At 61.2% G+C, this 14,039-nt stretch carries 6 protein-coding genes; all 6 read right to left on the reverse strand.

Annotated features, from left to right (window positions below):
• Window position 1: 1 nt before the first annotated feature.
• The 6 genes from JCM17207_RS05050 to JCM17207_RS05080 all read right to left on the reverse strand — a co-directional run bounded on the left by JCM17207_RS05050 (window position 2) and on the right by JCM17207_RS05080 (window position 13,937).
• The gene (locus JCM17207_RS05050; RefSeq protein ID WP_444979635.1) at window positions 2–7,642 is read right to left on the reverse strand and encodes a helicase-like domain-containing protein; all 7,641 of its coding nucleotides are present in this window, start codon (window positions 7,640–7,642) and stop codon (window positions 2–4) included.
• A gap of 76 nt (window positions 7,643–7,718) precedes the next feature.
• Complete coding sequence (locus JCM17207_RS05060) at window positions 7,719–7,934, reverse strand: transposon-transfer assisting family protein (RefSeq protein ID WP_002576339.1); 216 nt, start codon at window positions 7,932–7,934, stop codon at window positions 7,719–7,721.
• A gap of 1 nt (window position 7,935) precedes the next feature.
• Window positions 7,936–10,884 carry an LPD16 domain-containing protein gene (locus JCM17207_RS05065; protein ID WP_238316562.1) on the reverse strand — a complete coding sequence of 983 codons (2,949 nt, stop codon included), beginning with the start codon at window positions 10,882–10,884 and terminating at the stop codon, window positions 7,936–7,938.
• A gap of 2 nt (window positions 10,885–10,886) precedes the next feature.
• Window positions 10,887–11,168 carry a hypothetical protein gene (locus tag JCM17207_RS05070; protein ID WP_054334841.1) on the reverse strand — a complete coding sequence of 94 codons (282 nt, stop codon included), beginning with the start codon at window positions 11,166–11,168 and terminating at the stop codon, window positions 10,887–10,889.
• Window positions 11,165–13,264: a type IA DNA topoisomerase gene (locus JCM17207_RS05075; RefSeq protein WP_237967058.1), complete on the reverse strand. Its 2,100-nt coding sequence runs from the start codon at window positions 13,262–13,264 to the stop codon at window positions 11,165–11,167. The genes JCM17207_RS05070 and JCM17207_RS05075 overlap by 4 nt, the downstream gene beginning before the upstream one ends.
• Window positions 13,245–13,937, reverse strand: coding sequence for a hypothetical protein (locus JCM17207_RS05080; RefSeq protein WP_002576343.1), 693 nt, complete (start codon window positions 13,935–13,937; stop codon window positions 13,245–13,247). Before JCM17207_RS05080 ends, JCM17207_RS05075 begins: the two co-directional genes overlap by 20 nt.
• Between the last annotated feature and the right edge of the window lie 102 nt (window positions 13,938–14,039).

The raw sequence follows: 14,039 nt of genomic DNA on the forward strand, positions 1-14,039 counted from the left end.
GTTATCGCACCTCCTGTTCGTGGTGTTTGGGTTTCTTTTCGGGGCAGCGCGGCGGCACCGGGCGTTTCAGACCCTCCAGCACCGAGGGGCGGCTGCTCTTGGCAAGCACCGCCTCCGGCGCAGGGCGGCCCCGGCCGTCCATGTTCAGCAGTACATCCAGCTCGGCCAGCCGGGCGGATTTGTCCCGCAGCTCCTGCTCCTGTGGGAAGGGCTTACCCACCTCTGCCTTGGCGGCGGCCTGCTGCTGGTAGAGGTTGTCCAGCTGGTTCTTCACCGCTTCCAGCCGCTGGGGCATCTGACTGAGCGCATTGTCGATACGGGTTAGATTTCCACGGGGGTCTGTGCCCAGCGTCGCCCGGTGGGTCATCTGGCCTTTCAGCAGGAGCATATACTCCTGCCGGAAAGCGTCAAACGACACCGACATAGTGAAGCCCCGGTAACTGCCCACCGGCACCGGGTCGGCCCCTTTGACCTCCTTGCAGGCGTCCAGCAGCGCCGCACCGGCGTTCTCCTTGTCGGTGAGGGTGTCGCCACGGACTTCCATCCCGGCAAAGCCGTCCTCCGGGTGAGGATGAGCGGCCAGGGTCGCCATATCCGCTTCCAGCCCGGCGATAAAGCCCTTGTTTTTCTCGATCTCCTCCGGGAAGGTTTTGAGCAGCTGGTCCTCCAGGCGGTACTGCTTGCTCTGGTGGTCGGCCTTCATCAGCTTTAACCGCGCCACGTCCACATCCAGGTCCATGCGTTCCTTGATGCGCGGGTCCCCGGCGCACAGCGCCTTGATCTCGGCAAAGGACAGCGCGGTTTCGTCCACATCGTCGCAGCTTCGCACCGGCGATTTGGAGGTCATAATCTGGCTGATGAATTTCTGTTTGTTTTCCACCGTCTGCCAGAGGTAGGCGTCAAACGTCCCCTCAGTGACATAGCGGTACACATGGACAGTCTCGTTCTGGTTGCCTTGGCGCTCAATGCGGCCCTTTCGCTGGGCCAGGTCGCCGGGCCGCCACGGGCAGTCCAGGTCATGCAGCGCCACCAGGCGATCCTGCACGTTGGTGCCTGCACCCATCTTGGCCGTGCTGCCCAGCAGGACGCGCACCTGGCCGGTGCGGACCTTGGAGAACAGCTCCTTTTTGCGCACCTCGGTGTTGGCCTCATGGATAAAGGCAATCTGCTCGGCGGGCACACCTTTAGCGATGAGCTTCTGCCGGATGTCCTCGTAGACCGTAAAGGCCGGTTCCGGCTCGTCCAGCGGCACCGCGTCCTCCAAAGCGTGGAGGGTCGGGTTGTCCAGCGCCTTCGCTACCTTTTTGGCAGGCCGGGCCTGGGGCGTGGAGATGTCGCAGAACACCAGCTGGGTCAGCTTGTCGGCCTCGCCGTCCCGCCAAATCTGCATGATATTGTCCACGCATTGATTGACCTTGGTGCCCGGCTCATCCGGCAGCAGCTGGTTGATGATCCGTTGGTCCAGCCCCAGCTTGCGCCCGTCGCTGGTGATCTTGAGCATATTGTCCTGGGACGGGTCCACCGTGCCGCTGTGTACCAGGGAAGCGCGTTCCGAGAGCGCCTTCACCATTTCCTGCTGCTGTTCGGTGGGCTGGGCCACGATGTTGTGATATTCTACCTCCGGGGTGGGAAGATGGAGCTGGTCGGCGGTCTTGATGTCTGCCACCTCTTTGAACAGGTTCATCAGCTCCGGCAGGTTGAAGAACTTGGAGAAGCGGGTCCGCGCCCGGTAGCCGGTCCCTTCCGGGGCAAGCTCCAAAGCGGTCACTGTCTCCCCGAAGCGGCTGGCCCAGCAGTCAAAGTGCGCCATGCCCAGCTCTTGCAGCCGGTCATATTGGAGATACCGCTGCATGGTGTAAAGCTCGGTCATGCTGTTGGAAACCGGCGTGCCGGTGGCAAAAACTACACCGCGCCCGCCTGTGATTTCATCCATGTACCGGCACTTGGCAAACATATCGCTGGATTTCTGCGCGTCCGTAGTGGAAAGGCCCGCCACATTCCGCATTTTTGTATAGAGGAACAGGTTTTTATAATTGTGCGCCTCGTCCACAAAGAGCCGGTCCACGCCCAGCTGTTCAAACGTCACCACATCGTCCTTGCGGTCCTCGGCTTGCAGCTTTTCCAGCCGCGCCTCCAAAGACTTTTTCGTGCGTTCCAGCTGCTTGACGGTGAACCGTTCCCCGCCGCTGGCCTCCACCTCGGCGATACCCTCGGTGATTTCCCAAATCTGCTCATGCAGCAGCCGCTCCTGGCGTTCCTTGCTGATGGGGATTTTCTCGAACTGGGAGTGACCCATGATGATGGCGTCGTAGTCGCCGGTGGCAATACGGGCACAGAACTTCTTGCGGTTGTGCTTCTCGAAGTCCTTTTTGGTTGTCACCAGGATGTTCGCGGACGGGTACAGACGCAGGAACTCCGAAGCCCACTGTTCGGTCAGGTGGTTGGGCACCACGAATAAGCTCTTTTGGCACAGCCCCAGCCGTTTGGCCTCCATCGCGGCCCCTACCATTTCAAACGTCTTGCCCGCGCCCACCTCATGGGCCAACAGCGTGTTGCCGCCGTACAGCACATGGGCGATGGCGTTTTTCTGGTGTTCCCGCAGGGTGATGGCCGGGTTCATGCCGCCAAAAACAATGTGGCTGCCATCATATTCGCGGGGGCGGGTGGCGTTCATTTCCTCATTGTACTGGCGCACCAGCGCCTGCCGACGTTCCGGGTCGCGCCAAATCCAGTCGCGGAAAGCATCCCGGATGGCCTGCTGCTTTTGGGCGGCCAGGGTGGTTTCCTTGGCGTTCAGCACCCGGCGTTCCTTGCCGTCCGCGTCCTCCACGGTGTCGTAGATACGCACATCCCGCAGATTGAGGGAATCTTCGAGGATTTTATAGGCGTTGGCGCGGCTGGTCCCGTAGGTCGAATAGGCGGCCACGTTGTTTTGCCCCACGACATTTTTGCCGGAGATCTGCCATTCCGCCGTAAAGGGGGTGTAGTGGACTTCAATGCTGCGCTGGAGGTAAAAAGGCGTGTCGAAGGTCTCGTACATGAATTGCTGGATGTACTCCTTGTCGATCCACGTCGCACCCAACCGCACCTCGATCTCGGAAGCGTCCAGGTCTTTGGGCTGGGCAGCGGTCAGGGCCTCCACGTTGACCGCAAAGGCCGGGTCCTGCTCCGCCGCCCGCTGGGCCTGGCGCAGCTTCCGGCGCACGTTGCCGGAGAGGTATTCATCGGCGGTCACATAATGGGGCGTTCCGTCCGGCTCAGTCTGGCCCGGTACACGGAAGATGACACCGCGCAGCTCGTCAGCCAATTCTTCGCCGGTTTTGCCGGTGAGCTGTTCCATGTAGGCCATATCCACGCAGGCTTTTTCAGAAATGGAGACCGCCAGGGCCTCGGAGGCGGTGTCTACGGTGGTGACGGCCTCATGTGGCTTGATCGTGCGTTTGGTGAACATATCTGCCTTGCGCTCCAACCGGCCATCCTCGTCCAGCACCTCCAGGGCACAGAGCAGGTAATAGCTGCTGTCATCGGCAAAGGCCAGCCGGTTCGCCCGGTCATTGATAAGTCCGTACTTGGCGGAAAAATCGTCATAGCGGCGGTTCAGTTCGGCTATCTGCGCCCGGATGTCGGCATCCGGCGCGGCGGCGTCCATCTCCAGGTCGATGAGCCGCTGCACACAATCCCGCAGCCCCACCAGCCCTTTGACGCGGGCCTCGGCGGTGGCGTTCAGGTCGGGGCGCACCATGCGGCTGTTTTCCCGGAAGTACACCGCGCCGTCCACCACCGTGTAGGAGTAGTTCTTCACATTGGGGTCAGCCGGGAGGGATTCGTCGATGTCCTCGCCCTCGCCCAGCTCCGGCAGCGCGGCCTCCTGGTAGGTGCCGCGAATGTACTTCACGGCATCGTGCAGCTGATCGGCCAGCTCCAGCCCCTCGATGGGGGCCACGGTGTAATCCTGTTTGCCGTATTGGGTGCTTTCGGCGGTGGGCCGCCCCAGCACCATCTCCGGGTGATCCAGAAAATACTGGTTGACCGTGAAGCCTTCCTCGGTCCGGCCGGTTTGGGTCCAGTCCGGGGCGATGTCCAGCGGGCGGTCCCGCTTTTGCAGAAACAGGATGTCGGACACCACATCGGTCCCGGCATTGGCGCGGAAAGCGTTGTTGGGCAGGCGGATCGCCCCCAGCAGCTCGGCCCGCTGGGCCAGATACCGGCGCACGGTGGAATCCTTGGCGTCCATTGTGTAGCGGCTGGTGACAAAGGCCACCACGCCGCCGGGGCGCACCTGGTCCAGCGCCTTGGCAAAAAAGTAGTTGTGGATGTTGAAGCCCAGCTTGTTGTAGGCTTTGTCGTTCACCTGGTACTGGCCGAAAGGGACGTTACCGATGGCAAGGTCATAGAAGTCCCGCCGGTCGGTGGTCTCGAAGCCCGCCACGGTGATGTCGGCCTTGGGGTAGAGCTGCCTGGCAATGCGCCCGGAAATGCTGTCCAGTTCCACGCCGTACAGACGGCTCCCGGCCATGCTCTCCGGCAGCATCCCGAAGAAATTGCCCACACCGCAGGACGGTTCCAGAATGTTGCCGGTGCGGAAGCCCATCTGTTCTACCGCGTCGTAGATGGCGCGAATCACAGTAGGGCTGGTGTAGTGGGCGTTGAGGGTAGAGGCGCGAGCAGCCGTGTATTCCTCCGGGGTCAGCAGTTCCTTCAGCTCCGCATACTCAGCGGCCCACGCGGGTTTGTCCGGGTCAAAGGCATCCGCCACGCCGCCCCAGCCCACATAGCGGGACAATACCTCCTGCTGTTCCGGCGTGGCCTGCCCGGTGGTCTCTTCCAGATATTTCAGCAGCTTGATCGCCGCCACATTGGCCTGGTACTTGGCCTTGGGGCCGCCCTCGCCCAGATGGTCGTCGGTGATGCGGAAGTTCTCGGCGTTGCGGCGCAGGTTGTCCCGGTACTCCTGATAGGCCGCCTGTTCGGCTGCCCTCTGGTTGGGGAAAGTCTGCCACTCACCGTTCACCGGGATGGCGACCGGGTGATCCGGCTTTTCCTCCGGCTGCGTGTCCGGCGTCGGTTCAGGCGGCGTGGGTTCCGGCCGGTCAACGTGCAGCCGTTCCACCACCACGTCATAGGGAAGTCCGTTTTTGTCACCGGGGTAGACGGCCACCGTCTCGGAGTGGAACGCCGGTGCCTCAGCAGCTTCTTCAATGGGCTTGGCGGTTTCGGCAGGTTCTTCCACGGCGGCAGGGGCTTCCATATACGGTTCATCCTGCTCCTGCACAAAGCCGTCCAGCTGGCGGGCATATAGCCCGCGCAGCAGCGGTGCAACCTCATCCCAGCGGAAGAACAGCATGGCCAGTCGCTTCTCGTCCGCGTCCAGCACTTCCAGCTCGATGCCTTCGGGTATGGTTCGGTAGTCGGCGGTATCGCCGGTCTCCAGCTCCATCGTCTCGATGATGTCAGGATAGGCCCGGCTCAGCCACAGGGCGACCTCCCGGTTGCTCTTGCCGGTGCGCAGCAGTTCGGAAAGCTCCGCCTTGTTCGGCGCGCCGATCAGGCCGTGGGCCAGCACGTCCCGCAGGTCCTGGTCCGCCGTGTCAGGGTTGACGGGCAGGAACTCGGTGTAGAAGTCGTTGCGGTTGTCTGCCCGCAAAAGCTGCTCGAACCGCTCCCGGCTCTCGACCCGGTAGATGGGATAGCTCATGCCGGTGGGCAGCAGCTGCACCGTATCCTCCCGCAGTTCGGTAATTTGATGGGCGCGGTCATCCAGATAGACGGTATTGCCCACATTGTAAACCGGGGCGGACGGATCGTAGGCGGTGCGCTCCGGGATGGTGCCCCGGATGGCGGCATATTCCTCGTCCGACACCGTGATGTCGATCTCATGGGTGGGTTCGCCGCTGCCAATGGTGAGGGTGTCGCCCTCGCGGGTGACGGGCTGGCCGGATAAGTCCGGCACAGGCGGCTTTGCCGCTGCCTCGGCCTGTTCCTCGGTTGCGACGGCCTCCACATCCCGCATGACCTGCCGGATGAATGGATCACTGTCCAGCTTTTCCGGGTCCACCACCTGGCCGTTCACGATGCCGCGCTCGGCCAGGGCCTCCCGGATGGCGATGGAGTCGATGTTGTCAAATCGGTCCTGCTCCGCCTCGGTGTAGAACCGATCTTCCTTGATGAGCTGGACGATCCGGCGCTGCACCTTGGGCCAGGGCACGTCGCCCGCCGCGCCGTCCACCGTCACAGGCAGGGCCGGGAGATCATCGCCGTACTCCTGCCGCAGCCAGGCGGCGGTATCCTTTTCACGGGCATGGTCCTTCATGTAGCGGACAACCGCGTGCTTACTTTCAATATTGCCGTTCCATTCCTGGATGGCGGCGTCGATCTCCGCCTGGGTCAGCGCCCGGCGCACAGGTTCCGCCTGCGCAGCGGGTTTGGGCATAGAAAAAGCAGAGGGCGTTTTCACACTCTCTGCTTCGTCGATTTTATGGATTTGTTCCGCTTCGGAGAGGAACAGGTTTAAGGTCAGCTGTTGATAAGTTCCGCCAGCAGGATCTCCTCCGCCTGGGCCTTGCAGGTGTTCATCAGGCCCACCCACTGCATGGGGTCGCTGGCTTTCAGCTGCTCCGTCGCGCCCGCTGCCTCCGCCAGCCGGGGCATCATCTGCTCCAGACGGCTGTTCGCGGTCTCGTCGATCTCCCGAAGGTGCGGGTACAGCTTCTCGCTCATCAGCAGCTGGTTGTAGAGGATGGGCCGGTGTTCCTTCAGGTACGCTTTGCGCATCCTGCCGTACTTGCCCAGGGGCTTCTCCGGCTGTTCGGACAGCTTCAGGTCGGGGATCAGGTAATCGCCGTTCCTCGTGTAAGTCAGGTTGTTTTCCATGTGTGGCACTCCTTTCCGCGCCCTTGGCGCGCTCATAGTTCTGGATGGTGACGCCGATCTGCCGCAGTACCTGCTGGTTTATCTGGCTGACCGCCGTGCCCAGCGCCCCCACGGTGGCGGGGGTGTTGAAGTCGAAGATCGCCATGAAATCCTCATGGCTGAAATACTGCTCCGGCTCCAGCCCACAGCGGGACATCAGGGCATAGGTGATGCTGACAGCGGCGGTGGATTTGAACTGGACTTCGATGTTGTACTCATCGTACTCTTCCAAAAAGGAACCGTCAACGATAGGGAGAATATCCCGCCGGTGGTCGGCCCAGTATTCCTCCGCCAGCTTGGCGGCCACATCGGCCAGCTGCTGGGCCAGGTCGCCGCCGCTCACATCATAGTTGCGTTCCAGCATCGCCATGACCGGCGCGGTGTGTTCCTCGTTCATCGTCCACAGCCAGGGGGTGCGGGAGTGTTCACGGGTGCCGGTGTCGGAAATGTCGAATACATACCGCAGTCGGGGCCGGTCCCCGGAATCATCCACCAGGGCGATGCCCTTGGACCCGCGCCGCACATACCGGCCCATGCGGTTGTTCCACAGGTCGTACTCGGCGCAGGCGGTAGCGTCCGGGCGCTGGGCGTAGATCATCAGCTGTTCATGGAACGGATATTTGTAGAGGCGGGCGGCGGTGGTGAGAAAGCCCGCCCACTCCTGCCAGCTGCCGGTGAGCTGCCGCGCCACCTGGTCGGCCATCTGCGCGTATTGTTCTGCTTTGGTTGGCATGGGATTCTGTCCTCCTTCCTGGTCTTATATAAAAGCAGGGCGGCACGGTGGCCGCCCTGCGGGTCAAAACAGTGTGTTATTCATCAAAATCCGGGTACAGCTCCAGCTCGTCAAACTCGGCGTCGGTCATGGCGCGCAGCTTGGCGAGGGTACTGTCGGTCAGGGCCAGCAGCTCGTCCTCGTCCGCCTGCAAGTGGCCGCGCATCTCGGTCAGGGCCTCGATGGCCCCCTGGCGGGTGCCGGGGTTGTAGATGCACAGCAGGTTGGTTTCCTCAAAAGTCAAAGCGTTCATATCAGATCTCCCTTTCCGCGCTCTTTTTGGGCGCTGTCTTTTTATGTTCGGGTTTGGGCTGGCTTTTCAGCTGCTCCACAACGGACTTCCGTTTTTCCGGCAACTCCCGTTGGGGCGGCTGCCGCTGGCCGTTGTTGAGAATGCCGTCGATCATGCCGTAGTCATCCTCCACGGCCATTTCCGCATTTTTCAGCGGGTTGTCCGGCAGGAAGCCGGGAACCTCGGCAAAGCCGAAGCTGTCGCAGTAGTGACAGGATACCTTGCCGTCCCGCTTGATGGCAACGATGTCGCTGACGCTCATGGACGGGTGACGGTAGTCGGCGGGGTGTTCATTGTTGAAGCGGTAAAAAAGCTGTTCGGCAGTATCGCCCTTCAAATCGGAGGGCAGCAGCGGCGCGGTGTAGACTAGATCGTAGTTGTCCCGCTGCGCCGTCTGCCCGATGGACTTGAGCCATTCCAGCCCCTCATAGCGGATGTCCCGCAACTCGTCGGTGTGCTTCACCTGATAAATAGCGAAGCAGTCGCCCTTGTGATCGAGGAACGCCTGCTCCCGTTCCTGCTGGTGGTCCATGCGCTCCTTGACCTGAGCATCGAAAGCCGGGCTTTCCTCCCATTCCTCGCGGGTGACGGCGAAGATCCCGTCGTAGGCGTCCAGGTCGGTGGTATCAAAAGCCATCGCCGGATTCTCACCCTGCTGGACGATATAAACGGTCAGGTCGCGCTCCATCAGCTCATAGGCCCGCTCTTTGGAGAGGGGCAGAAGGTCCCCGTCCAGATAGCCGCTCTTTTCCAAATCGTCCTGGGTCAGCGTGGGGTCCGGCATGGGGTACTCGTCCAGGTGCTGCTCCGGGGCGTCCGGCAGCATGGTAGTTTCCGGGGCGGCGGCCTGGGCCGCTGCCTGCATCTGCTGGACAGCCGCCTCCTGCAAAGTTTCGATCATGGACAGCGGCGCATACTGAATGGATTGGCCGCCCATGTCGTGCATCTCGCAGATTTTCAGCGCGGCGGTGGACAGGGGCAGCTCCGGGGCGTCCAGCTGGCCGCCGTCCAATGCCCGCATTGTGCCCTTGTCGTAGATAGTGTAGTCATAACCGCCGTCACAGGGCTGGACGTGGAGGTACAGCCGTCCGTCCAACTCATAGAGCTTTTCCGCCTGCGCCTGGGCCTTGACCTGCTCAGCCGTCATACTGCCATCTTGAAGGGCGTTGTGCAGTTTTACACACTCGTCATAGGTTCCCGCATAAAGTACCTCTCCGGGGATAAGGGATAAATCATCCGCAACGGTATATTCCTGGATATAGGTACTGTCTGCCGGTGAGGTACGCTCAAAATTGCTGTGGAGCTTGTAAGCATGGCGGGCGGGAGCCTGCATGGGGACCTCCGCCTCCGATGCGGCTTCCTGCTGCGGCACTGTCTGTTCCGACTGGGCGGCCAGGTCAATACCGCGCTCCTTGCAGATAACCTTATAATGCCGGTCAATGTCCGCGATCAGTTCCCCGGCTGCCTTGTTGATGGTCTCTAAACTGGCCCGCAACTCCGGCAGCTCCTTACCCTGGCTCCAGTTGGCGATATAGCCGAAGCTGTTCTCGCCGGTCTGGATACCGTAATACTGGCAAACCGCGTAGGAAATGCTCTCGGCCTCCACCTCCTCGGTGTTGCGGTCTTTCTTCTTGGGCGGCTCCTTGTCACCGGCCCTGGCCGCTTCCTCCTGTGCCTTGGCGTAGTTGTGCAGCTTGCTGTGGGCGATCTCATGGACGGCGGCGGAAACGGTCTGTACCTCGCTCATGCCTGCTCGGATGGCGATGCGCTGCTGGTCCGGCGAGAAATACCCGTCCATGTTGGCGGCCATCGGCTCCACAGAAAGCGGCACCGGCGCGGACCGGCGCAGGGCTTCCATGAAAGCCTCGTAGTTCTGGACGTTCCCGGACAGGGAGGACGCCAGCTCCGGCAGCGGTTTCCCGTCTGTCTGGCTTACATCGAACACCTTCACCGGACGGAACATGGGAATCTCAACTTCCCGTTCCTCCATGACCGCCTTGCCCTCTGCGTCCAGGATGGGGGCCTTGGTGTCCGGGTCCAGCTTCTGTTCCTCGATCTTTTTCTTGAACGGCGTGGGCGCGATGATGGTAATACCATGCTCACCCTTTTTTACATGGCGCTCAAACTGATTTTTCCACTTGTTGTACCCGGCCACCAGCGTGGCGTCCGGCTTCTGCATATAAATGAGCATGGTGTTGTTGACGGAGTAGCGGTGGAAACGGGACATCACGGACAGGTAGCGCATATACTTTTCGCTCTCGAACAGCTCCTTGATACCCTGTTCAATGCCCGCCGTGATTTGCTGCAACCGTTCCCGGTTGGTAGGTTTGTCAGCCATGATGTTCACTCTCCTCCCTATGGCCGAAATTTCAGCGGTGTGTTCTGCGATCCACTGGTCCTGTTCCTCGGTGCTGCTGTCGAGGAAGGTGTCCAGCAGATAGCCCATGTAATCTTTTTTCTGGATGGCCTCCAAAAAGCGCGGGTGTGGGTCCTCGTCCGGCGTCTTGGGGGAATAGTCGGCCTCCCATTTTCGGAGCAAGTGGTAGTAGTCCGTCAGGACACGCCAGCCGTGTTCCCGTTTTTCTTTCCGCGCCTGCGCCTCGGATTTTTGCCGGACATAACTTCGCCGGGGCGGGGCCTTGCTGTCATAGGAAAGGCCAAAATCCTGGGCCAGCTTTTCGGCGGCCTCCTTGGGGGACAGGTCATAGAGCCGGGCGGTGAAGTCGATCACATCGCCGTCTGCTCCGCAGCCAAAACAGTGGAAACGGGCGTCCACCTTCATGCTGGGGTGGCGGTCATCGTGGAAGGGGCAGCAGGCCATGCCGCCGCGCCCCACCGCGATGCCGTAAAGCTCCGCCGCCTCTCTGGCGGTGACGGACTGTTTTACGACTTCAAAGACGCTCTCGCCCATGCTCACTTGCCGCCCGCTTTGGGGACGGGCGGTTTGTACCCAGCAGCCTTGGCCCGTTCGCTGGCGGCCTTGCGGCGCTCGGCGCTGTACGGCTCCCGCACCGACACGCAGCGTTTGGGCACCGTAAAGGTCTGACGGTCCTTTTTCACGATCTGGTCCGGGTATTTTTCCGCCAGCCGCCGCAGCTTTTCCAGCAGGCGCGGGTCGTGGGAATAGACCTCGGCGGTGGCCTCGGCCTGGTTGTAGAGGATAATCGTTTCCTGTTCATACAAACTCAGTTTCATTTGCCGCCGCCTTTCTGCCGGTCAAAGTCCAGCTTGAAGTTGACGTACTGGCCGGTATCTTCCAGCACCACGGTGGCGTCGTAGGTCTTGCCGCTTTTCTCAGAGTACAGCCCCGTCACATGGGCGCGGCCATCTTTGAGCAGCGCCGCCACAATGGCCTTGGTGGGTTGTTTGCGCTTCGCTGCCCACCAGTTGTTGTTCTTCCAGATCGCAAATTTGCAAGATTTGTCCTGACAGAAGAAGCCTTTTTGCATTTCTGCAATTTCACCGCCGCAGCGGGGGCATTTGCCCACCACCTCGCGGGGCGGGGTGAACAGGTACTCGCTGCCCTTGATGACCTGATAGGTTCCCACCAGCTCCTTCAGCATGGCGGTGATCTCGGCCATGAAGTCCTCCGGGGCCAGCTCGCCGCGCTCGATCTCGCCCAGCCGGTACTCCCATTCGGCAGTCAGTAGCGGGGATTGCAGCTGCTCCGGCAGGACGGTAATCAGGGAAATGGCGTCGTGGGACGGCAAAAGCTGCACGGTTTTCTTACTCTTTTTCCGTTCCAGAAAGCCGGTGGACACCAGCTTCTCCAAAATCCCGGCACGGGTGGCGGGGGTGCCCAGCCCTTTACGTTCGGCATCCTCCGGCATATCTTTGGCACCAGCGGTCTCCATCGCGGCAAGAAGCGTATCTTCTGAAAAATGTTTGGGCGGGGTGGTCTTGCCCTCCTTGACGGCGGCCCCCGTGACCGGCAGCTCCTGGCCCTCGGTCAGTTCTGGCAGGGCCTTGTCCTCGGCCTCTTTGTCCGTCTCCACATTTTTCATGCTGGCCCGGTAGGCGGTGTCCAGCGCCCGCCAGCCGGATTGCTTCACCGTGCGGCCCTTGGTGGTAAACTCCGCACCGGCGCACTCCACCGTGACAGAAGTTTCATCGTAGATATAGGACGGGGCCACCGCACACAGCAGCCGCAGCGCCACCAGCTCCAGAATGGCCCGTTCCCCCACTGGCAAAGCAGACAGATCCGCCTCCCGGATGTTCCGGGTCGGGATCACCGCATGGTGGTCGGTCACTTTCTTGTCGTTGATGACCGTTGCTACATCGCAGGAGATGGCGATGCCTTTGCGGAACGGCATGGCGTTGGCGACCAGATTCACCAGCACCGGCAGGCCCTCGGCCATATCGGAGGTCAGGTAACGGCTGTCCGTCCGGGGATAGGTGCAGAGCTTCTTTTCATAGAGGTTTTGCAGATAGTCCAACGTCTGCTGCGCCGTGAACCCCAGCAGGCGGTTGGCGTCCCGCTGGAGGGTGGTGAGGTCATAGAGGGCGGGCGGCTTCTCGGTTTTGGCCTTGCACTCTATCTGCTTGACCGTCACCGTGCCGCCCTGGCAGGCAGTTTTCAGCTGTTCGGCATCGGCTTTTTTGTCCATGCGGGCGCTGGCAGCGGTAAAACTGGGCAGGTCCAGAGCCACAGAATAGAACGGCACCGGCTTGAAGGCGTCGATCTCTGCCTCCCGCTGGACGATGAGGGCCAGCGTCGGGGACATGACCCGCCCGATATTGAGGGTGCGGTGGTACAGCACCGAGAACAGTCGGGTGGCGTTGATACCCACCAGCCAGTCGGCCTTGGCCCGGCAGAGGGCCGCCTGGTGCAGCCCGTCATAGTCCGCGCCGGGGCGCAGGTTGGCAAAGCCCTCCCGGATGGCGGAATCCTCCATGCTGGAAATCCACAGCCGTTTCATGGGCTTCTGGCAGCCCGCCAGGCAGTAGACCGTGCGGAAAATCAGCTCGCCCTCGCGCCCGGCGTCGCAGGCGTTGACTACCTCGGTCACGTCCTCCCGCCGCAGCAGGGTGCGCAGCACATCGAACTGATCCCGCTTGTCTTTGGCGATGGTGAAGCGCCAGGACTCCGGCAAAATGGGCAGGTCATCATAGCGCCACTTGGCGTAGTCGGGGTTGTAGGTGGCGGCGTCCGCCAGCCCGGCCAGGTGCCCCAGGCACCAGCTCACCAGCCAGCCGCCGCCCTCCAGGTAGCCGTCTTTGCGGGTAGCAGCGCCCAGCACGGCGGCCAGGGATTTTGCCACAGAGGGCTTCTCAGCGATCACCAATCGCATCTTCCTCTACCTCCATTTCTTCGTTGGATTTTTTCAGTTTTCTGGAAACGCTGTTGCCATCGTCCAGAAGGCAGTCATAACCGACGTTGTAATCATAGCGGTACAGCTTTCCCAGCAGGTCGTTGATGATGACACGGCAGGCCAGCAGCACCCGCGTCTTATCCACCTGCATGAGCTGGTAACGGCGGTAATCGCTGAAATATTCCTCGCGCAGATGTGTCCGGGCGGCGGTTTCCTCCATCAGAATGTCGATCACGTCCTTGTCGCCGTCCTCTTTCGCGCCCTCGGCATAGTTCAGCATCTCCATCACCATCGGGAAGCTCTGCTCATCCTTCGGGGCTTCCTCTTTGAGATAGCCGATCAAGGCGCAGAACAGGAACCGGGCCGCTGTCTGCTCCGGCTCGGTCAGAGCGGAAAGGGTTTCCTGCCCGCTGGGCAGAAGTTTGTTGCAGACAAAATCGTGGACCTCGCCGCGGAACAAGTGGCGGATGGCGTCGATGGACAGCGCCGGTTTGGAGGTGTCTGTATCGTCCTCCACTTTGTAGATTTCAAATTCTTCTTCGTCTGTCTTTTTGCGCACCTTGGCGAGCGCCGTGCAAACGATGTCGCCGCCAAAGTAGACGCCGAAGCAGATCAGGTCGAACACAATGAGAAATTGGATAAAATAATTCATTTTGCTTTTCTCCTTTCGCGCAGCCACGCAGTCAGTTCTTTGTGGCAGAAGCCCACGCAGGGCTGGCCGGGGCGGTAGGTTCCGCAGCCATAGCAGGGGGGG

Source organism: Faecalibacterium gallinarum (assembly GCF_022180365.1).
Taxonomy (GTDB): Bacteria; Bacillota; Clostridia; order Oscillospirales; family Ruminococcaceae; genus Faecalibacterium; species Faecalibacterium gallinarum.

Excerpts from the sequence above, each read along its gene's own strand:
- JCM17207_RS05050 (WP_444979635.1), bottom strand. The coding sequence starts at position 7,642 with ATGCCAACCAAAGCAGAACAATACGCGCAGATGGCCGACCAGGTGGCG.
- JCM17207_RS05060 (WP_002576339.1), bottom strand. The coding sequence starts at position 7,934 with ATGAACGCTTTGACTTTTGAGGAAACCAACCTGCTGTGCATCTACAAC.
- JCM17207_RS05065 (WP_238316562.1), bottom strand. The coding sequence starts at position 10,884 with ATGGGCGAGAGCGTCTTTGAAGTCGTAAAACAGTCCGTCACCGCCAGA.
- JCM17207_RS05070 (WP_054334841.1), bottom strand. The coding sequence starts at position 11,168 with ATGAAACTGAGTTTGTATGAACAGGAAACGATTATCCTCTACAACCAG.
- JCM17207_RS05075 (WP_237967058.1), bottom strand. The coding sequence starts at position 13,264 with ATGCGATTGGTGATCGCTGAGAAGCCCTCTGTGGCAAAATCCCTGGCC.
- JCM17207_RS05080 (WP_002576343.1), bottom strand. The coding sequence starts at position 13,937 with ATGAATTATTTTATCCAATTTCTCATTGTGTTCGACCTGATCTGCTTC.